At 51.1% G+C, this 18,841-nt stretch carries 17 protein-coding genes; 5 read left to right on the forward strand and 12 right to left on the reverse strand.

Translation table 11 applies throughout. The features are described 5' to 3' along the window. Nucleotides 1-55: 55 nt before the first annotated feature. From Q4E93_RS27045 to Q4E93_RS27100, 12 genes are all read right to left on the reverse strand, one after another. Complete coding sequence (locus Q4E93_RS27045; RefSeq protein WP_303590721.1) at nt 56-571, reverse strand: OmpH/Skp family outer membrane protein; 516 nt, start codon at nt 569-571, stop codon at nt 56-58. 31 nt (nt 572-602) lie between these two features. After that, nucleotides 603-3,326, reverse strand: coding sequence for a BamA/OMP85 family outer membrane protein (locus Q4E93_RS27050; RefSeq protein WP_303590723.1), 2,724 nt, complete (start codon nt 3,324-3,326; stop codon nt 603-605). Between the two features lie 50 nt (nt 3,327-3,376). Then, the gene (gene uppS, locus Q4E93_RS27055) at nt 3,377-4,150 is read right to left on the reverse strand and encodes an undecaprenyl pyrophosphate synthase (protein WP_303590725.1); all 774 of its coding nucleotides are present in this window, start codon (nt 4,148-4,150) and stop codon (nt 3,377-3,379) included. Nucleotides 4,151-4,939: 789 nt separating this feature from the next. Next, entirely contained in the window at nt 4,940-5,800 is an 861-nt protein-coding gene (gene porG, locus Q4E93_RS27060; protein WP_303590727.1) for a type IX secretion system protein PorG, read from the reverse strand. Between the two features lie 206 nt (nt 5,801-6,006). Continuing rightward, nucleotides 6,007-6,885: an NAD kinase gene (locus Q4E93_RS27065; protein WP_303590729.1), complete on the reverse strand. Its 879-nt coding sequence runs from the start codon at nt 6,883-6,885 to the stop codon at nt 6,007-6,009. Nucleotides 6,886-7,129: 244 nt separating this feature from the next. Further along, nucleotides 7,130-8,437 (reverse strand): POTRA domain-containing protein, encoded by a 1,308-nt coding sequence (locus tag Q4E93_RS27070; protein WP_303590731.1) that lies wholly within the window; start codon nt 8,435-8,437, stop codon nt 7,130-7,132. A gap of 145 nt (nt 8,438-8,582) precedes the next feature. Beyond that, on the reverse strand, nt 8,583-9,245 hold the full coding sequence (locus tag Q4E93_RS27075) for a CBS domain-containing protein (RefSeq protein WP_303590733.1): 663 nt from the start codon (nt 9,243-9,245) through the stop codon (nt 8,583-8,585). A gap of 58 nt (nt 9,246-9,303) precedes the next feature. Further along, on the reverse strand, nt 9,304-10,080 hold the full coding sequence (locus Q4E93_RS27080; protein ID WP_303590734.1) for an alpha/beta fold hydrolase: 777 nt from the start codon (nt 10,078-10,080) through the stop codon (nt 9,304-9,306). A gap of 170 nt (nt 10,081-10,250) precedes the next feature. Continuing rightward, nucleotides 10,251-10,793: a CvpA family protein gene (locus tag Q4E93_RS27085; RefSeq protein WP_303590736.1), complete on the reverse strand. Its 543-nt coding sequence runs from the start codon at nt 10,791-10,793 to the stop codon at nt 10,251-10,253. Nucleotide 10,794: 1 nt separating this feature from the next. Continuing rightward, entirely contained in the window at nt 10,795-11,247 is a 453-nt protein-coding gene (locus Q4E93_RS27090; RefSeq protein ID WP_303590738.1) for a GatB/YqeY domain-containing protein, read from the reverse strand. 32 nt (nt 11,248-11,279) lie between these two features. Beyond that, complete coding sequence (gene gldC, locus Q4E93_RS27095; RefSeq protein WP_303590739.1) at nt 11,280-11,627, reverse strand: gliding motility protein GldC; 348 nt, start codon at nt 11,625-11,627, stop codon at nt 11,280-11,282. Between the two features lie 24 nt (nt 11,628-11,651). Beyond that, nucleotides 11,652-12,623, reverse strand: a complete 972-nt coding sequence (locus Q4E93_RS27100) for a glycosyltransferase (RefSeq protein WP_303590741.1) — start codon at nt 12,621-12,623, stop codon at nt 11,652-11,654. 240 nt (nt 12,624-12,863) lie between these two features. Between Q4E93_RS27100 and Q4E93_RS27105 the strand changes: the two genes are divergently transcribed. From Q4E93_RS27105 to Q4E93_RS27125, 5 genes are all read left to right on the forward strand, one after another. Beyond that, nucleotides 12,864-14,057 (forward strand): choice-of-anchor E domain-containing protein, encoded by a 1,194-nt coding sequence (locus Q4E93_RS27105; protein WP_303590742.1) that lies wholly within the window; start codon nt 12,864-12,866, stop codon nt 14,055-14,057. Between the two features lie 685 nt (nt 14,058-14,742). After that, nucleotides 14,743-15,426, forward strand: coding sequence for a DUF4290 domain-containing protein (locus tag Q4E93_RS27110; protein WP_303590743.1), 684 nt, complete (start codon nt 14,743-14,745; stop codon nt 15,424-15,426). Nucleotides 15,427-15,487: 61 nt separating this feature from the next. Then, on the forward strand, nt 15,488-16,792 hold the full coding sequence (gene murA / locus Q4E93_RS27115) for a UDP-N-acetylglucosamine 1-carboxyvinyltransferase (protein ID WP_303590744.1): 1,305 nt from the start codon (nt 15,488-15,490) through the stop codon (nt 16,790-16,792). Beyond that, on the forward strand, nt 16,789-17,358 hold the full coding sequence (gene gmk / locus Q4E93_RS27120; RefSeq protein ID WP_303590746.1) for a guanylate kinase: 570 nt from the start codon (nt 16,789-16,791) through the stop codon (nt 17,356-17,358). Before murA ends, gmk begins: the two co-directional genes overlap by 4 nt. 34 nt (nt 17,359-17,392) lie before the next feature. Continuing rightward, nucleotides 17,393-18,673 carry a hemolysin family protein gene (locus Q4E93_RS27125; RefSeq protein WP_303590747.1) on the forward strand — a complete coding sequence of 427 codons (1,281 nt, stop codon included), beginning with the start codon at nt 17,393-17,395 and terminating at the stop codon, nt 18,671-18,673. Nucleotides 18,674-18,841 lie beyond the last annotated feature (168 nt).

Raw genomic sequence — 18,841 nt, forward strand, 5'->3', positions numbered from 1 at the left:
CTTAACGACACTTTAACAATAGCCAGGCACATCGATCACCCAAAGCTTCTTCTCCTTATTTGGCAATTCCCAAAGCCCGCAGGATATCCTCGCTTTTGTCCAGCTTTGGGTCGGCAAATATAACAGTAATTCCTTCACTTTTATCCAAAATTAAATCGTACATCCTGTTGACCGCAATCTGCTGGATGGCGTTGTATACCTTGTCCTGTATGGGTTTGACCAATTCCTGCCGCATCTTGAACAGGTCGCCTTCATAGCCGAAACGCTTGCGCTGAAGGTCCCGCACCTCCTTTTCCCTGTTGAAAAGCAGATCCTCTCTTTTCTTCTTCAGCGTATCGCTCAACATCACCTGCTCGGCGTCATAATCCTTGTACATTTTATCCAGGGCCGACTGCTTGTCATCGATCTCTTTCTGCCACTGCAGGCTGATCTGATCCAGCTTTTTCTGGGCATCTTTGTATTCCGGCATTTTATCCAGGATATACTTGGTGTCTACAACGATGATCCGTTGCGCCTGCCCGGCCAGCGCAAAGGCCAGCAACAGGCTTACAAATATTATTATCTTCCTCATAGGTGCATTTTTAGGATCTGTAAAATAAGCATTAATCCGGTTCATACCCCAACATAAATGTAAACCGGGTCGCATTTTTCAGAGAGCCATTCTGGATACGATCCAGGCCTATCCCGTAGTCGAAACCCAGCAGGCCGAACATGGGCAGGAAGAAACGCATGCCCACGCCTACGCTCCTGCGGAGACGGAAAGGATTGTATTCATTGTAATTATACCATCCATTGGCAGCCTCGAAAAAGGTCAGCCCATAGATCGTGCTGCTGGGATTGGTCGTGAAAGGATAGCGCAATTCCAGCGTATACTTATTGAACATGGTAAAGAACTGGCTGGCCTGTTGCTGGTCAGGGTTGAATTTCGGATCGGAGTTCTCGTAAACAGGATAACCCCGCTGGGAGATAATATCATACCCCAGCAAGCCGAAGTTGTTGGTCAGACCCGCATCCCCCACCTGGAAACGCTCGAAAGGAGAGAAGCCAAGCCTGCTGTTATAGCGGCCCATGAATCCGAACTTGGCAGATGCCTTCAGCACGAACTGACGGCTTTTGTCCGCTCCCATCGGTTGCCCGATCGGCAGGTACCAGTCACTGGTAAACCGCCATTTATGGTATTCCGGCAATTTGTAGCTGTTCTGCTGCGTAAGACTCCTGTCAAACGCGGAATAAGGCGGTGTGAACTGAACGCTCAGGATCTGGCTGGCGCCAGACCTTGGATAAATAGGCTGGTCCAACGAATACCGGCTCAAAGCCAGCTTGAAACTCAAGTTGGTGGAGAAGCCGTTCCGGAAGGCCGAGGTGAACAAAGGATAGTTGTTCAGGTCGTACTGTGTATAGTTCACAGAATACGTCAGGGTGAAATAATCATCCGGCCAGTGCAGCTGTTTGCCCAGGGCCACGGAGACACCGAAGTTCTTCAATGAGTTGGTATCGCTGAACGAATAGGTATTCGTCCGGTAGTTGTATCCTCCCGTACGGAAGACGCTGCGGTAAAGACTGACAGTCAGTGAATTTCGCTTCTTTCCACCCAGCCAGGGCTCCGTGAAGGAGAAGTTATAGGACTGGTACGCCTTGCCATTGGACTGGATACGAAGGCTCAGCTTCTGTCCATCCCCGCTGGGCAACGGATCCCATGCAGATTTATGAAGAATGTTCTTCATAGAGAAGTTGTTGAACGTGACACCCACCGTCCCGGTGAGACCAATGCCGCCACCCCATCCCGCGGACAGCTCCAGCTGGTCGGCAGATTTTTCTTCCACTCCCCAGTTGATATCCACCGTCCCATCTTCCTGGTTCGGGTTGACGCCCGGGGTGATCTTTTCCTGGTTGAAGAAACCCAGGTTCGCAATCTGCCGCTGAGAACGGATCAGCTCCTGCCGGCTGAACTTATCCCCTGGTATCGTGAACAGCTCCCGGCGGATGACATACTCCTTTGTCTTTTCATTCCCGGTGATCGTAATATTCTTGATCGTCGCCTGAGGCCCTTCCGTCATACGGATCTCGAAATCGATGGTATCATTATATACCGCCGTTTCCACCGGATCGATATGGAAGAACAGGTAACCGTCATCCATATACAGACCACTGATATCACCACCCTCCTGGGACATCTTCAATTTCTTGTTCAGGATATCCAGGTTGTAGACATCCCCTTTGTGAATGCCCAACGCCAGGCTGAGGATACTGTCGGAGTATTTGGTATTGCCCCTCCAGGAAATATTCCCGAAATAATATTTATGCCCTTCTTCCACCTTGATATCTACGTTCATCTTCCCTTTCTTCACGATCGTCCTGTCATCTACGATCGTTGCGTCACGATAGCCCTGCGAGTTGTAATAGTCCAGCACCTTTTGTTTGTCCGCCTCATACTTGGTGGCATTGAACTTCGCCGAGCTGAACAGCTTGAACCGGAAGTACGGGTCCAGGAATTCCTTCGTCCCCGTAAACGACAAAAAACCCCATTTATCGAGGTATTCTCTGAAGCCCATGCGGGAATGAGCGCCGAACGTCGTGTCCTCCGGAGGCGGGAACAGCGTGAACCGGGTCTGCTCATGCGTATCCTTCATCTGCTTCTTTAGCTTGATCTCCGAAACAGCCTGGTTGCCGAAAAAATTGATCTCGCTGATGCGAACCTTCGGGCCTTTAACGATGTTGAAGTTGAGTATCTCGGAATTCGCGACAGACGGGTCTTTGATTTCGGTAATGGTTATCTGCGCATCCTGGTAACCCTTCTCGGCATAGAACTTTTTAATGACCTGGATGGCTGAACGCTTCATGTTCTCGTTGACCACCCGCCCCTTGACCAGGCCGGTCTTGGTGGTTAGATCGTCCCCATCACCTTTCTTCACCCCCTTAAAATAAAAATTCGACAGGCGGGGCCGCTCTGTCACAACGATCTCTATATAAATATTGGTGCCGGAAATTTTCGTAAAATTGATCTCGATATCGGAAAAAAGATTTTGCTTCCAGAGATTCGTAATGGCCTTGCTGAAATTATCACCGCCCGGAATTGTCACTTTATCACCTACTGTAAGCCCTGAAATGGAAGTGAGTAGCGTCTCGTCAAGGTATTTGGTTCCGGCTATCTTGATGCCTGCAATAGTGTATTCACGGGGAGGATTTTTAGGGTTGGTAAGGTTGATTAATTCGGGATCTACAGAAACTGGATGCGTCGTATCGGTAACCTGGGCTTTTGCAGCAGTTAGATTCAGTAAGCAGTAAGATATTAGTAAAAAAACACAAATCAGTGATCTTCGTTGCATCCAGTCGGTTTTTAGAGCGGCAAATTAAGGGGATTTATTAAAAGTCTTTGTTAAAAAGTGGTCTGGGAAGCAGACGACTCCTGCTGGATTTGTGCGCCAGTCTTCCCAAATCGCCTTTCTCTGCCCTGGAAGTCGAGGATGGCTTCATATAGGTTCTCCTTTCGAAAATCAGGCCAGCGGACGCTGGTAAAATACAATTCAGCATAAGCGAGTTGATATAGCAAAAAATTACTGATGCGGTACTCTCCGCTGGTCCGGATCATCAATTCCGGATCAGGGAAGTCCCGTGTGGACAGATATTGTTGAATGGTGTCCTGGGTAATGGCGGCCGGATCCAGCTTCCCCGCCTTCACATCCAGGGCGAGGCTCTTCACCGCTTCCGTAAGCTCCCAGCGTGAGCTGTAGCTCAATGCCATGATCAGGTTCAGCCCCGTATTCTTTCCCGTTATCTCCAACGCCTCCTTCAGCTCATTACGGGCATATTCGGGTAGCATGGTCATATCGCCGATGACATGCAATCTTATATTATTCCTGCTGAGCGTCTCTGCCTCTTTCCGGATCGTCTCCACCAGCAGCTCCATCAGCCCCGTGACCTCGACAGCCGGACGATCCCAGTTCTCCGTGGAAAAAGCATAAAGGGTCAGATAACCGATCCCCAGCTCCGCACAGCCTTCTACGATATCCCTGACGCTCTCGACGCCATGAAAATGGCCAAATAGTCTGTCCTGGCCCTTTTCCTGGGCCCAGCGACCGTTGCCATCCATTATAATGGCGATATGACGGGGTAGCCGTTGCAGATCTATTTTTGCCTTTTCAGACTCCATAGATGGTTTTTTATCACCGGGTATGACTTTCCCGAAATTCGGCCCACCCCCGGTGCACGTTTAATGATGGGTCTTCTCGGTTCCACTTAAGGGGCTCAAAGATAGTGATTTCAGGGGTTTGAGTTGTTAAATTCTCATCATTGGCCCCGCAGGGCGGTTCTATTGGGCGGCCGTTGCGTCGCACCCTTGTACTGTCGCGGGGCGATTCGTCCTTTCTCCGCTCCTGTTGCTTTCACGGCAGATCGCTGAGCCTTCTCCGCTTTTTCGCCAGCCCTAACCGTTCCGTCGCTGTACTTTCCATCTCCGATTAATAGTATTACTACTGTGAACGATGACTATCGCCAAACATCAAAATATATCCCCTACCGTAGGAAAGTAAGGCTCCTCCACGGCAGGGCATGGCTTAACCCCCGTCTCCGCACATTGCCTTCGCCGCAAACTCCATCAACATTCTCAAGCCCCTTGAATGGCAAGCCGCCATCTTTATTCCCTCCAAAATCGTCCCACTTGTCAAATCCCACCCGCTGCAATGAGCCCCCACTTATCGAATCCCCACTGGCCCCCTCCGCGGCTAGTCAATCAGCTATAAGTCCCCACTAGCCTCCTCCGCGGCCAGCCGATCAGCTATAGCCTGAAGGAGCCTTACTTTGGGCTAGTCGATCCAGCCACAATAGCCCAATAGACATCCGCTCAATAAAGGTAAAATGCCCAATGGTACCCAAAGTACAGCGACGGAAGGCATATAGCTGTCGGGAATAAGTAATGGCAATAAACTTAAAGGAAGAAGACTTAAAGCCCCCCCGGAGCAGGACACTTATACGAACTCAAATTAAATGAAAGCATAACTTCCGCAAACAAATACCCGTCCCGCTGGTTGGAATACCCCCGCTGACGCCCCTTGATCCCGATAGGGGCCCCCACCTCACTACTGCGGTCCTGCAAGGCATACCAAAGGGTAGGAGAGCCATCCGGCAGCAAATGCGTCTGCGCGTCAGGCGCATAATTGGTGCTGACGTCATCTATATAATCCGTGGTGGTAAAGCGGTAAACCACTTCGAAACCCAGGTTCATATTCCGGTTGAGATTATATTTCACCCCCACGCCCAGGGGAAAGCACATCGCCATGCTACCGTAAGGCTTCCGGCCGGGGTACAACGAAGAACCCTGTCCCTCGGTTCCCAGCTGTCTTAAATAAACCTTCTGGCCCCGGTAATAAGCATACGGGTCGTAATTGAACACACCGGCCCCAAAAGTGATATACGGGGTAAATCGGTCGTAAAGACTACCCGGTACGAACTTGTAGAAGTTGAAATCGCCCTGCAGCGTCAGCTCCCATATATTGGTATTGAAGCTGAGGTTCCGTCGCAGCATGAATTCGTTATTGGTATTATACCTGTCCGAATACCCGAGAAAAGCATAATGCCCTGCGATCCGCAGGGCAACGTAATTGCCGAACTGTTTACGGAAAAAAGCGCCCAGGGCCATATTCGGGCGATTGAACCGTGGATTGGGATTCAGGTCCCCGAAATAATGCGAAGCGCCGGCCGAAATACCATACTCACCTTCCTGAACGATGGCTTCTTCCTGTGCATTCACCCGCAGACAACCCAGCAATAATGATATTACGGTAAGACTCAGCAGCTGCTTCATATAATTATTATAATACATTGTCCTCATAGGAAACGAAATTTGTGTTTTTTTCGTTCCCATCCCTAACATCATTTTGCCCAAGGGTTTGTTAAAATTTAACCCCTTGGGCTCAAATCCATATTTAATCGGCCTGCGGCCGGCAGACCTGTGGTCCGCCCTGGTAAAAATTACAGGTCATTCATTGGTCAAAAACCAAGCCGCATCGGCTAATTCCGGGTATCCAGCCCCCAGGAAAGCTTGCCGCGGAGGGTTTGCAGAAAATTATTTTCATTCAGGCGTATCAGGCTCAGGGTGAAAGCCTCACTGCGAACAGCCAGCTGTACCTGCTTATCCACGATCTCCTTCCTGGAATCCAGGACACAGATGAAATTCTCCGCCCGCCCTTCCACTTCAAAGGAGATGATATTGTCATCCGGCACGACAATGGGACGGACATTCAGGTTATGCGGCGCCACCGGCGTGATGACAAAGCTGGCCGATTCCGGGAAGACCACAGGCCCCCCGCAGCTGAGCGAATAGCCCGTGGAGCCGGTGGGCGTAGCTACGATCAGGCCATCCGCCCAATAGGTATTCAGGAACTCTCCGTTCAGGTACGTGTGGATCTTGATCATCGGGGAAGTATCCGTTTTATGGATAGCGAATTCATTTAATCCGTAAGGCACATCCCCAAATAATGGCTTGTTGGCATCCAGGTGGATCAGGCTGCGCTTGTCCACCACGAATGTGCGGTTGACCAACGCATTGACAGCCGTTGTCAGATCCTCCTTACCAATGCTCGCCAGAAAACCCAGCCGGCCGAAATTGATCCCCAATACCGGGATGTTCTTATCCCGCACCAATGACACCGTGTCCAGCAGCGTACCATCCCCCCCTAAGCTGATGAGGAATTCGATGGAATCGTCCAGGTCACTGGACTCGCGGAAACTGGCTATATTGGAGGGAAGCATAAAGGCAGACCCGATCTTTTCCAGGAATGGCTGGTGGATCACTGGCTGAAGCTGCTGTCTTATTAATTCGTCAAATAATCGCTGAACCCCGCTCTGCTGTTCGTATTCGATCACGCGACTGTAAATGGCTACTTTCATTTGGTATTAATGTCTGTTCAATGGTCAAATGCAGTCGGCTTTGCCTCGTGTCATTTCGAATTAACGTCTTTCAATGGTGAAATGCAGTCAGCTTTCGCTTCGTGTCATTTGGTATTAATGTCTGTTCAATGGTCAAATGCAGTCGGCTTCGCCTCGTGTCATATTGAGCTGTTAGCTACAAGCTTCAAGCCGACTTTTTATAATTTCTAAAGCATTTTGAATGTTCCCTCACGGCTTACTGCAGCTAAAAATCATTTCTGATGTGTAAAAATAACCCGTTTTGCCCTAATTGATTAAAGCTATAATCCAGCCGGAAGTTCAGATCATAGAAGGTAACGATGTCCAATCCAAAGCCTCCACTATATAACATACGGTTGACCAACGAATTAGCTTTAAAGTCTGCATTGTACGCATAGCCGTAATCTGTAAAGGCCGTGGCATAAATGCGGAAAGGGATCCGGTCATGCGAGCGGACATGCATGAAAGGTATGCTGAAATTGAATAGCTCCCGGAAAAAAGTATTGCGTAGCACAATCCCGGCTGTACCATCCACCACATAACGGTCCAGTCCCCTCAGGAAGAAATCCCCGTATCCCAGCAGGGACTGATTATAGAAAGGCTGATGCAGTGGCCATTTCAATACATTGGTATTCTCAAGCCCAAACCAGAATTTCCTGGCCAGGGGCCAGCTACGGGTCAGCTTGGTATAGAATTGCCAGAAATCCATCTCTTTGGTGATCCCCCGGCGGGTAAGCCCCGTTTCGAAAATGATCCCGTTCAGCGGATAGGCGACATAATCCACGTCCGTATAGTTAAAACGGTAGGCCAGCTCCGGGTAGACCACCTTTAGCTTGTCGTGATTGAAATAATGAGGGTTCCACACTGCCACAGCACTGTCGATCCGGGCGCTGGCCATCGTGAAATTTATCAAATGCCGCACTTTTAATCCCGGACGATAGAAATAACGTACCGAGGCGGAGAAGGTTTCGCTAAGGTATTTGCCGGCATAGGGGACGGTATCGGAGTTGATGAAGTATTGCTGGTTGCCCGCAGTCAGCGCGTTTACTTCCGTCTGCTGCGCATAGCTAAAGCCCCCGCCGAAACCATGCTTCAGGGTCTTGTCGGCATAAGGCTGGTTATAATACAGCTCGAATTGCCGGGCATAGCCGGTGATCAGCCAGGCCGTCAGCTGATCGTTCCTCCCCGTGAAATTGAAGTGCGTAAATTTTGCGCCATAGTTCACCCGGTTGAGATTGTAATGCCTGGCGGCCCAGGCTGAAAAATTACGGTCCACCGGCCTGAAATAAGGAACGGGAAAGATATACCACCGCTCTTTCACGTCTATCGCAATATCCGCCTCGTACCCGCGGAAACTTTTAAGGTAGATGACCACGTCATTGAACAGATGGGTATTGATCAGCCGGTCATGGGCCCTTTGAAAGGAGATCACCAGCTCATGGAGACTGACGGAATCTCCGGTCTTGAAGTACAGCTCCCGCTCGATGATGTAATTCTTCGTTTTTTTGTTCCCGGTGATATAGATCTTTCCCACCGTAAATGCTCGGGAACTATCAGTGGCAGATTGCGCGTGGGAATAAGAACAGAAGAGGATAAAAACAGCCAACATCAAATATGTACGGTCCTTCTTTATGGCCATATTGGGGAGGGACATCAGGTCTTTACAAGTTAGTAATTCATCAAATGTTCAGGTAGTTCATCAAGTGATCGTAATTGCTGCGCAATTCGTTCTCGTACAATTCTTCCCCGAAATAATACTTAACCTGGTACTCATACCGCTGGAAGGTGGCGATAATGTCGGAGATCTCGAGCTTATTGATCCGTAAAGTAATATAGAAATTCCCGGATGAAGCGTCCGGATAGGTATTCAGCTGCGTGATCTGGGCGTCATTGGTCTCCACCAGCTTGCTGATCTCCGAAAAGGAAAAGCTGACCTTTTCCATTTCCAGCACGATGATGCCCCCTGTGTCGTTGACGCCGCCGGTCCGGCCCAGCTGCCTTAACAGGTCGGTAGCCGTGATGGATCCGATGTATTCCGCCTCACCGGCAATCACCGGGACCACCGTCAAAGCAGACTCGTTCACCATTTGCACCGCTTCGAAGAAAAATGCGTCGGCATGGGCGGCTATTTTGGAGAAGCTCCCCACCAGCTGCGAAAGCCGGGTGGAATCGTCCTCGATATTCAAAAGAGCATCCTCGCTCACCAATCCGGCCAGCTTATCCTCAACGACGACAGGCAGGTGGGTGACATGAAAATCCGCCATCAGATCCAAAGCCTGCGACACCGGGTCATTCAGGTGCAAGGACGGGATAGAGGCCGATATGATCTCTTTGTTTAACAACAGGACGAAGTATTATTAAGTAAAAGTAAAAAATCCCTCTATACAAAGACGTAATAAATCAGGCTACCGCTGCCGGCTCGTTCAATTTTCGCAAAAATTTATGAAGGATCCCGTTGAACTCCTCCGGCCTTTCCATCATCGGAGCATGGCCGCACCGGTCGATAAAATGCAGCTCGCTGTTCGGGATCAGCTTATGAAACTCTTCCCCTACAAAAGGCGGCGTTATATTATCGTTCTTTCCCCAGACCAGTAAGGTCGGATGTTTGATCTGGCTTACCTCATCACCGAGGTTATTCCGGATGGCGCTTTTTGCCAGGGTAATGATCTTGAGCGCCTTAAGACGGACATTCACCGTCTCATAGAGCTCGTCCACCAGCTCCTTGGTGGCCATCTTCGGATCATAGAAGGTTAATTCGGTCTTTTTCCGGATATATTCATAATCTCCCCGCTTGGGATAAGTGTCCCCCATGCCATTCTCGAAAAGGCCGGAGCTGCCTGTCAGGGTAAGGGATTTTATCCGCTCCGGGTGACGAAGCACGTACATCAGCGCCACATGCCCTCCCAGGGAATTACCCAACAGGTTGATTTCCTTATAATCCCGGTATTCAATGAATTTATGGACGAATTTCTCCAGCCCCCCCACCGAGGTGTGCAGGAGATCCAGTTCCAGCAAGGGCAGCAGCGGCACCACCACCTTATAGTGTTGGCGGAAGTATTCGATCTGACCGGTGAAATTGCTCAAAGCACCGAACAGACCGTGCAATAATAACAGCGGCTCGCCTTCCCCTTCCTCGATGAATCTGAATTTTTCTTCTTGTTTGATTTCGTATTCCATCAGCTATTAAATTCTATCCCGGTAATTATTCGTAAAAATAGCAATTTACCGCAAAAAAAACCTACTTCTTAATTCCCGGCGCCCCCCACCCCACAAATTTACAACATCTATAACCGATAATATTTTAAATAGTTCTAAAGCTTTCCGGCCACATCCGGGGCCCAGATAGTCTACTTCTTTTGTAGACTGTTGTTCAGGTGGTCGAAAAATTCCTCCAGCTGGGCGAACATTCCCTTGAAAAGGGGGATAAGACCGCCAAATCCGTCGATCACCACAGGCCCCCAGCTTCGGATATGCGGGTAAATGATGGAAGCCGACAGGGTAGTCCCCGCAATCAGCCGCAGCTGGACGGCGTAGAACAACAGCACGCTCAGTATGATCGTATGAACGATGGCATACAATAAGATCCCTCCCAGTTTATTCAACCACCCCATCATCGCCAGATCCACTGCCGCCTCCATCAGCCGCCCGATCCACCTCACCAGCAGCACAACGGCCAGGAACACCAGCAAAAAAGCCAGCACCGGCAGCCACCGGCTCGAAAGGGAAGTATGGATCCTCAAGTACCCGGCCAGGGTGGCCGATAGCTTCATGGCAGCCGCCAGGCCAAGGATAAAGGCCAGCGCCGAAACAACAGCAATGATCAACCCGTGCCGCAACCCTTTGAATACAGCCCACAACAAAAAGATCAGGAACAGGACATCGATCCACATATTACTTTGATAACAATTCCTTCACCGTCGCGCTGATCGTTTTGCCGTCTGCCTGACCTGCCAGCTGCTTGGTGGCCGCCCCCATTACCTTGCCCATATCGGCAGGAGAGGAAGCACCCGTCTCGGCAATGATCTTCGTCAGGGCCGCTTTCAGCTCTTCCGCGCTCAGCTGCTTCGGCAGGAATCGCTCGATGACCGCGATCTCCTCCAGCTCCTTCTGAGCCAGGTCAGCCCTTTGCTGCTGCTGGTAGATCTCCAGGGAATCCTTTCTTTGCTTGATCAGTTTCTGAAGCAGCTTGGTCTCATCCTCCTCTTTCAGCTCCCCTCCGGCCCCTTCAGCTGTTTTAGCAATAATGATCGCAGCCTTGATAGCGCGCAACCCCCGCAGGGCCCCTTCATTTTTTGCAAGCATCGCTGTTTTCAGCTCTGCCATTACTTTTTGTTCTAAACTCATGCCAAAGAAATTTAGCGATTTACTGAATCCGTTCAGGCCTTGTTGCTTTTTAATTGCTGTTCCCTGAACTTATTATAAAAATCCTTTGCAAACTGCTTCATATCGCTTGTAAGCGCCGGATCCTGGGTAGCCCTGTGGTAGGTCTCGGCCATGGTCATAAAGGTCTGGTAGAAAAAGTCGGCCATCTCGTCCACCATCATGTCCTTGGTCCAAAGATCGATGCGGAGCGCCGTCTTTTCCGCCCCATCCCAGAAGGCCAGCATCATTGCTTTCGCCTTGCGGGCCGCCTCGGCAGTCGTATCCGTCGCGTTCCAGCTGATCTGCTCCGGCACCCTGTCGGCATCCAATATAACATCGATATTAATTGAAGATCTTCCCATATAAAATGTTTAGCAAGTCGCAAGTTACTGGTTTCTCCCGATTGCATCCCAAATCGTGGCCACAGACCGCCTCAGGCTCAGATCAGCCACGCCGGGCGCGGCCTTTTCTATCAGCCCGTTCCGGAATGTTTCATCCTTGTAAAGGGACTTCAGCCCATCCGCCAGGGCAGCCGGATCGCCCGCAGGGACCCGGAGAACGGCCTCCCTGGCCGCCGAAGTGATCACAGGCACGCGTACTTTCCAGGCATTCAGTACATCGATGCTGAGACTGCCCCGCCTTTCCAGGCTAATGGCCCCATAGGCCGCCCCTAATATATCCCTTTCGACCGCCGGAACCAGGCACACATCCTGCCGGTATTTATAGGAATCCAGCTTTCCCGCCAACCCCGGATCGCCCTCCCCGGCCAGCACCAGCTTCATATTCGAAAGCTGCCGCTTTTTGAATAAGGAAAAAGCCTTTAGCAGGTTGATCACGCCCGACAGCGGCGCCCCTGCAATATCCGTATAGAAATACTCCTTCCCCTCTGACACCCGCCCCTTCACCGCTTCCCGCGCCTCCATAGACAGCGGCGCCACCCCCTCATCCGGCGCCGGAGGTACCGCATGGACCCCCGAAAAAATCTCTTTATCCGTCTTATCCGCAAAGCAAAGGACCGCCCTGGCCGCCCGCACCTTCTCCATCACCTTGCCCTCCGCCTTACCGGGTATCCAACAGCACTGCGGCACCTTTGTTCCCCCGGCCAGCCTTCCATCTGTCATCATGATCAGGTCCGCCTGATACTTCCGCACGATCCGGGGGATCGCCCAAAAATATTTCCAGGTCATCACCTTCTCCCCCGCCGGTAAGGGCAGACTCCTCCCTCCTTTGTTGAGCAGGAATAGCCATTGCACGCCCTCCTGCTCAGTAAGCCCGGCAGCGCAGGAAAGGAGGAACCGGGTCTTTTCACTGGCAGGGCCGGGCCCCTGGAGAGGTCTGCAGTCTAAAAGAATGAGCATCAGACAAAGGTAGTCCTAGTAATGTGCATAAAAAATCGGCAAAAAACCTGATTAACAATCAATGATTTATAATTTAAGCTATTGCTTATAATGTGGTTTTTACGATCCCGCGCGGCCGGACAAAGCCGCTTTGGCCTCATTCTTGCACCTATTTAACTTAATTTTAATTAATCCGATTCCTCACGAAAATCCGTGCTTATGAACCGTGTGTACACGCTCCATTTTACTGTCTGTATATGCATGATAGTAATTTTTCCTCGTTTTCTTGCGGCACAATGCACCTGCGCTGACGGATCAGCCGCCACTCCCATTGTCAATACCCTTACACTCAACCCTACTTCAGTATCCAGCGCCAGTCTCACTTTTCCAAAAATGAACCCCAGCATCGGAGACCTGGGATGCATCACGCTGGACTATAAATTGTCGGCACAAAGCATTTCAGGAGCCCGCAACCTGGCTCCTTCCACCGCCCTGCTGGATCCTTCGGACCCCCAATACAGCCCCACCGGCAGACTGGAATATGCTTTCGACCTGCTCACTTCGGCGAATGTATCAGGTCCCGGCTTTACCGTGGTCAAGCCGTACCATACTTATTATGGTCCCGATTCTTTGGGCGCATACGGTCAGCCCGATGACAGCATTACCTATGGCCCTGACAATGTGCTGAACGGCATCACGGGCTCCAAAAGCTTCGGCGGCAATGCGGCCTATCTGGGCGCCGGCAATGTGACCCTGTCCTATTCTATCAGTGGCGGACTGACGACTACCGAAGGAGGCCTGAACTACAGTCAAAAGATCCAGACCACCTATTGGGGCGACTTCACATTGACCTACTATTGGTGCCCCTCGATCGTACTGGCCACCTCCATACAAGATTTTACAGCAACCCCAAAAGGTCATGCCATTCTTTTACAATGGCTGGCCAATATCCACCCAAACAATTCAAACTATGAAATCCAGATCTCGACAGACGGCAGGAACTTCGCCAGCATCGCAGAACAGCAGGCTAACCCTGATGCAGCAGGTGCTACAGCAAAATACCAGTATCAATACAACCCTGATCAGACTAATGTGGACAAACTCTATTTCAGGCTCAGGGAGATCAGCGCCACGGGAAAAGTAGGCTATTCCCAGGTGCTGGTAGTGAGTAAGAACGGGAATCCCGGCGACGCCGCTTTCATCAGCTACCAGGTTTATCCCAACCCCATCACCAATAGCCTGTCATTCCGGTTTAATACACCGCAGAATGGCCGGTTCCGGCTGGAACTGGTCAATACCGCCGGCCTGATCGTACAGCAAATGGCCGTCACGCTCGCAGGAACCAATGAAATAGGGATGGATCTTCATCCCACACCCGCTAAGGGTTTGTACTTCCTGCGCGCCACCGACCTTTCGCATGACAGGCAATACACCAGTAAGGTCTATGTAAATTAGCGTTCAATAGTTATCCTTTCCTGTTTGAAAGCCCCTGCTCATGGGGGCTTTTTTTATTTTTTTTCCGGCAGTGGGGGGGCTATTCGGCAGTCGTCACTCACTTGTACTGGCGGTGCGTACTTCGACTTTTGGGTTTTTCTACGCGTTTGCCAGGATTTGCGTTCTCCGCTTTTATCGGCGACCCTAACCCTTCTGTCGCTGTAATTTCTCTTTCTGTCAGCACCTATCATACTTGAGCCAACACATTATTGAGCACATGTAAAAATCTCCACCATCGAAATTAAGGCTCCTCCAGGGCAGGGTCGACCTCAAGGCCCCGGAATGGCAAGCTCCCGCCTTTATCCCCTTCAAACTCGCCCCATCCGCCAAATCACTGGACTGCCCATTCACTTGTCAAATCCCGCCCACTGCAATTGGCCCCCTCCGCGGCCATCCGACCAGCTATGGCCTGGAGAAGCCTTACTTTCCGACGGGAGAAAAGTGCGTCAATGCCCGGCTATAGTCCTGGTTCAATGTTTACTGAAATTGATCGGAGAGAGGAAAGTACAGCGATGGAAGGCTCATAGCTGTCGGGAACAGCAATAAAGCAAAAACCTGCAAAGCACCTAATCCAACCAAAAACCACAGCAATAGACAGCAATTGGGAAATTCCCGATTTTCATGTAGTTTTGACTTAATGGAACACATGGAATACAATACGACACGAAATCACCTCATCATGCGTGAATACGGTCGTCACATCCAAAAGATGATCGAATACCTCGTCACGCTGGAGGATAAAGAAAAAAGACAACGCAACGCGTACGCAGTCATAGAGCTGATGGGTTTCCTCAATCCGCACCTGAAGAACGTCGAAGACTTCCGGCATAAACTATGGGATCACCTTTTCCTGATCTCCGACTTCAAGCTGGAGGTATCCTCGCCATATCCCATTCCCACCCGGGAAACACTGCGGGCCCGTCCCAAGCCGTTGAAATATCCCAAACGCTATCCCAAGTTCTCCCACCTGGGCAAGAACCTGGAGATCGTCATCAACAAGGCGCTGGCCGAAGAAAATCCGGAAAAGCGCAATGGCTTTGCCAATGCAGTCGCCTACTATATGAAGCTGGCGTATAACAACTGGCATAAGGAGACCGTCCACGATGACGCCATCCAGAGCGAACTGACCAATCTCACCGCCGGCCAGCTGGAGTTCACCAACACGCCGTATGTGAAGAGCTTCCGCCCTAACGAGAACAGGGAGAGGGATCGTCAGAATTTCAATGATTACCGGGGCAAACGCAATCAGAAATTCCAGCAGCGGAGCAATAATGGCCGCAACGACAGGAACAACGATCGCCCGGGTAAATTCAAGAAAAAAAGATACTAATATTAAATTATAAAAGCCAAGCGGACCCATGGTCCGCTTGGCTTTTTCTATTGCAAAAAGAATGAACTCATTTGAAGTCATCGGAGGCAAAAAGCTCAAAGGAGAGATCATCCCCCAGGGTGCAAAGAATGAAGCCCTGCAGATCATCAGCGCTGTTTTGCTCACTCCGGAAAAGGTGACCATCACCAATATCCCGGACATCCTGGATGTCAATCTGCTGATCGAGCTGCTGAAAGAGATGGGCGTAAAGACAGACCGGACAGCGCCAGACACCTGCACTTTCCAGGCGGATGCCGTGGACATCGACTACCTCCGCAGCGATAGCTACCGTCAGAAGAGCGGAAGGCTCCGCGGGTCGGTGATGATGGCCGGCCCTATGCTCGCCCGTTATAGAAAAGCCTTCATCCCCAAGCCGGGGGGCGATAAGATCGGGCGCCGGCGGCTGGATACCCATATCATCGGGTTTGAAAAGCTGGGCGCTCAATTCAACTATCATCCCGAGGAAGGGCTTTTCCACCTGGAAGCCCCTCATTTAAAGGGATGCAATTTATTGCTGGACGAGCCCTCCGTCACCGGTACCGCCAACATCATCATGGCCGCCGCCATGGCCGAAGGGTCCACCACCATTTATAATGCCGCCTGCGAACCTTATATCCAGCAGCTTTGCAGGATGCTGACCAGGATGGGCGCAAAGATCAGTGGCGTCGGCAGCAACCTCCTGCACATTGAAGGGGTCAGCTACCTGGGCGGCACCGAGCACCGCATGTTGCCGGACATGATCGAGATCGGCTCTTTCATTGGCCTGGCCGCCATGACGCAAAGCGAGATCACCATCCGCAACGTTAGCCTGGAGAACCTGGGCGTCATACCCGATAAGTTCAAACAGCTGGGCATTCAAATGGAGTTCCGGGGAGATGATATCTATATCCCCGAACAGGACATCTATGAGATCCAGAGCTTCCTGGATGGCTCCGTGCTGACTATTTATGACCACCCCTGGCCGGGCTTTACGCCGGACCTGCTCAGCATCGTGCTGGTCGTTGCCACCCAGGCGAGGGGCTCTGTATTGATCCACCAGAAAATGTTTGAAAGCCGGCTGTTCTTTGTGGACAAGCTGATCGACATGGGAGCCCAGATCATCCTTTGCGATCCCCACCGGGCAGCTGTCATCGGTCAGGCCAGGGAACAGAAATTGCGCGGCATCTCCATGAGCAGCCCTGATATACGGGCGGGAGTGGCCCTGCTGATCGCGGCCCTCAGCGCTGAAGGCAGGAGCGTCATCCAGAACATCGAGCAGATCGATCGCGGCTATCAATATATAGACGAGCGGCTTCGCCGCCTGGGCGCCCAAATCACCAGAATATGAGCCAGGGAAAGATCATCATCATCACGGCTCCTTCCGGAGCGGGAAAAACATCCATCACCCGCTATTTATTGGCGAAATACGACTTCCTGGCTTTTTCCGTCTCCGCGGCCACCCGGTCGCCCCGCGCCCATGAAAGGGACGGCGTCGACTACTATTTTCTCAGCCTGGAGGAATTCAAGCATAAGATCCAGCAAAATGAATTCGTAGAGTGGGAAATGGTCTACGAAGGCAAATATTATGGCACCCTGAAACAGGAGCTGCAGCGGATCTGGGCGGCAGGCAAGACGCCCCTGCTGGACATCGAGGTCAAGGGCGCCATTCACATCCGTGAACAGTTCCCGGAATCCACCCTGTCCCTTTTCATCGAGCCCCCCTCCGTGGAAGAGCTGCGCCGGCGCCTGGAAGGCCGGGGTACCGAGACCCAGGAAAGCCTGATGGCCCGGGTCAACAAAGCCGCCTATGAGATCTCTTTTAAGCATCATTTCGACCTGATCATTGTGAACGATCACCTTGAGAAGGCCTGCCGGGAGGCGGACGAAGCCGTCAAATCCTTTTTAGGGCTATGAGAATCCGATTTTTACGATTAAATTAGTAGCCTCTATGATGATCAATACGCATACCCTTGTCTGGATTGTGATAGCCTGGCTAATGATCGCTTTTTTCTCCGGGATCGAAGTGGCGTTTGCCAGTGCCAACAAGCTGGCCATCGAGCTGAAGAAAAAGCAGGGGCTCAGCAGCGGTATCATCCTCTCCAATTTTGTGGATCATCCGGCCCAGTTCCTGGGCACCAGCCTGGTGGGATTTAATGTCTTCCTGGTTATTTTTGGCCTGATGGTGGGAGAGACCTTCCTCCCCCTGTGGAACTGGCTCATTACCAAAATACCTTATGCCGGCAGCTATGTCAATGCAGGCCGCCTTTTTGTAGAAACATTGGTGGCCTCCGTATTCATCCTCTTTTTTGGAGAATTCATTCCCAGGGCGCTCTTTAGAAGCAAAAGCGACTCGCTGCTGAGCTTCTTCGCCAGCGCGATGGATCTATTCAGCCGCTTTTTCTCGCCCATCGCCGGATTCTTTGCAGCGATTTCCCAGTGGGTCCTGAAATATGTCTTCAACGTCCGCATGGATGAGCGCAGAGGCGCCTTTTCACTCACGGATGTGGAGCATTTCATGCAGCAGGCCGGAGACACGGAGGAAGACGCCAAAGGCCTGAATAAAAACCTTATTGAGGCCGCCCTTCGCCTGCCAAAAGTAAAGGTCCGGGAATGCCTGGTACCCAGAAAAGAGATCGACGGCATCGACCTCAACGCCCCCATTGAAGAAGCGCGGAAGAAATTCGTCGATACGCGGTTAAGCAAGCTGGTTGTATATGACGAGAACCTCGACCATGTAGTGGGATATATTCACCAGTTAGACCTGTTCAAAGCGCCGCCTTTTATCAAGACCATTCTCCATCCCATCCCCGCTGTGCCCGAGAGCATGAGCGCCACCGACCTGATCAGTAAATTCAGCCGCGAAAGAAAGAGCATCGCATGGGTAGTGGATGAATTCGGCGGCACCGCCGGCATCGTCACCATGGAAGACTTGCTGGAAGAGATCTTCGGAGAAATAAAAGACGAATATGACACCGAGGAGTTCGAGGAAAGAAAGCTCTCTGCCGATGAATTCATCTTCTCCGGTCGCCTGGAGCTGGATTATCTCAACGAAAAATACCATTTGGAGCTCCCGCAGAACGGCTCGGAAACCCTTTCCGGCTATATCATCAATCAACATGAGACCATCCCCCATCTGAAAGATCGTATCATCATCGGTGATTACGAATTCGAGATCCTCAACGTCTCCGATACACGCATAGAAATGGTCCGGCTGAAAGTGCTGAAATAACGCTTCCGGATATTATGAAATGGCAGGCAACCCGTGGCCCTTCGCTGCGCTCGGCTACGGTTAACGTATGTTAACCCGTGGTTAAACAGGCCCGATTTCTTTTTCATGCTGTAATTTTTGGCCACCTTTATTCTCGTAAGGCAATCAACCGGAACATCTGATAACTCC

It is taken from the genome of Flavitalea plasmicola, assembly GCF_030546645.1.
Lineage (GTDB): Bacteria > Bacteroidota > Bacteroidia > Chitinophagales > Chitinophagaceae > Puia.

What these genes read in the sequence shown, in the direction of transcription:
- Q4E93_RS27050 (WP_303590723.1), bottom strand. Translation starts at nt 3,326, where the DNA reads ATGCAACGAAGATCACTGATTTGTGTTTTTTTACTAATATCTTACTGC.
- Q4E93_RS27085 (WP_303590736.1), bottom strand. Translation starts at nt 10,793, where the DNA reads ATGTGGATCGATGTCCTGTTCCTGATCTTTTTGTTGTGGGCTGTATTC.
- Q4E93_RS27080 (WP_303590734.1), bottom strand. Translation starts at nt 10,080, where the DNA reads ATGGAATACGAAATCAAACAAGAAGAAAAATTCAGATTCATCGAGGAA.
- Q4E93_RS27090 (WP_303590738.1), bottom strand. Translation starts at nt 11,247, where the DNA reads ATGAGTTTAGAACAAAAAGTAATGGCAGAGCTGAAAACAGCGATGCTT.
- murA (WP_303590744.1), top strand. Translation starts at nt 15,488, where the DNA reads ATGAACTCATTTGAAGTCATCGGAGGCAAAAAGCTCAAAGGAGAGATC.
- Q4E93_RS27065 (WP_303590729.1), bottom strand. Translation starts at nt 6,885, where the DNA reads ATGAAAGTAGCCATTTACAGTCGCGTGATCGAATACGAACAGCAGAGC.
- Q4E93_RS27110 (WP_303590743.1), top strand. Translation starts at nt 14,743, where the DNA reads ATGGAATACAATACGACACGAAATCACCTCATCATGCGTGAATACGGT.
- uppS (WP_303590725.1), bottom strand. Translation starts at nt 4,150, where the DNA reads ATGGAGTCTGAAAAGGCAAAAATAGATCTGCAACGGCTACCCCGTCAT.
- Q4E93_RS27100 (WP_303590741.1), bottom strand. Translation starts at nt 12,623, where the DNA reads ATGCTCATTCTTTTAGACTGCAGACCTCTCCAGGGGCCCGGCCCTGCC.
- gmk (WP_303590746.1), top strand. Translation starts at nt 16,789, where the DNA reads ATGAGCCAGGGAAAGATCATCATCATCACGGCTCCTTCCGGAGCGGGA.
- Q4E93_RS27045 (WP_303590721.1), bottom strand. Translation starts at nt 571, where the DNA reads ATGAGGAAGATAATAATATTTGTAAGCCTGTTGCTGGCCTTTGCGCTG.
- gldC (WP_303590739.1), bottom strand. Translation starts at nt 11,627, where the DNA reads ATGGGAAGATCTTCAATTAATATCGATGTTATATTGGATGCCGACAGG.
- porG (WP_303590727.1), bottom strand. Translation starts at nt 5,800, where the DNA reads ATGAAGCAGCTGCTGAGTCTTACCGTAATATCATTATTGCTGGGTTGT.
- Q4E93_RS27125 (WP_303590747.1), top strand. Translation starts at nt 17,393, where the DNA reads ATGATGATCAATACGCATACCCTTGTCTGGATTGTGATAGCCTGGCTA.
- Q4E93_RS27105 (WP_303590742.1), top strand. Translation starts at nt 12,864, where the DNA reads ATGATAGTAATTTTTCCTCGTTTTCTTGCGGCACAATGCACCTGCGCT.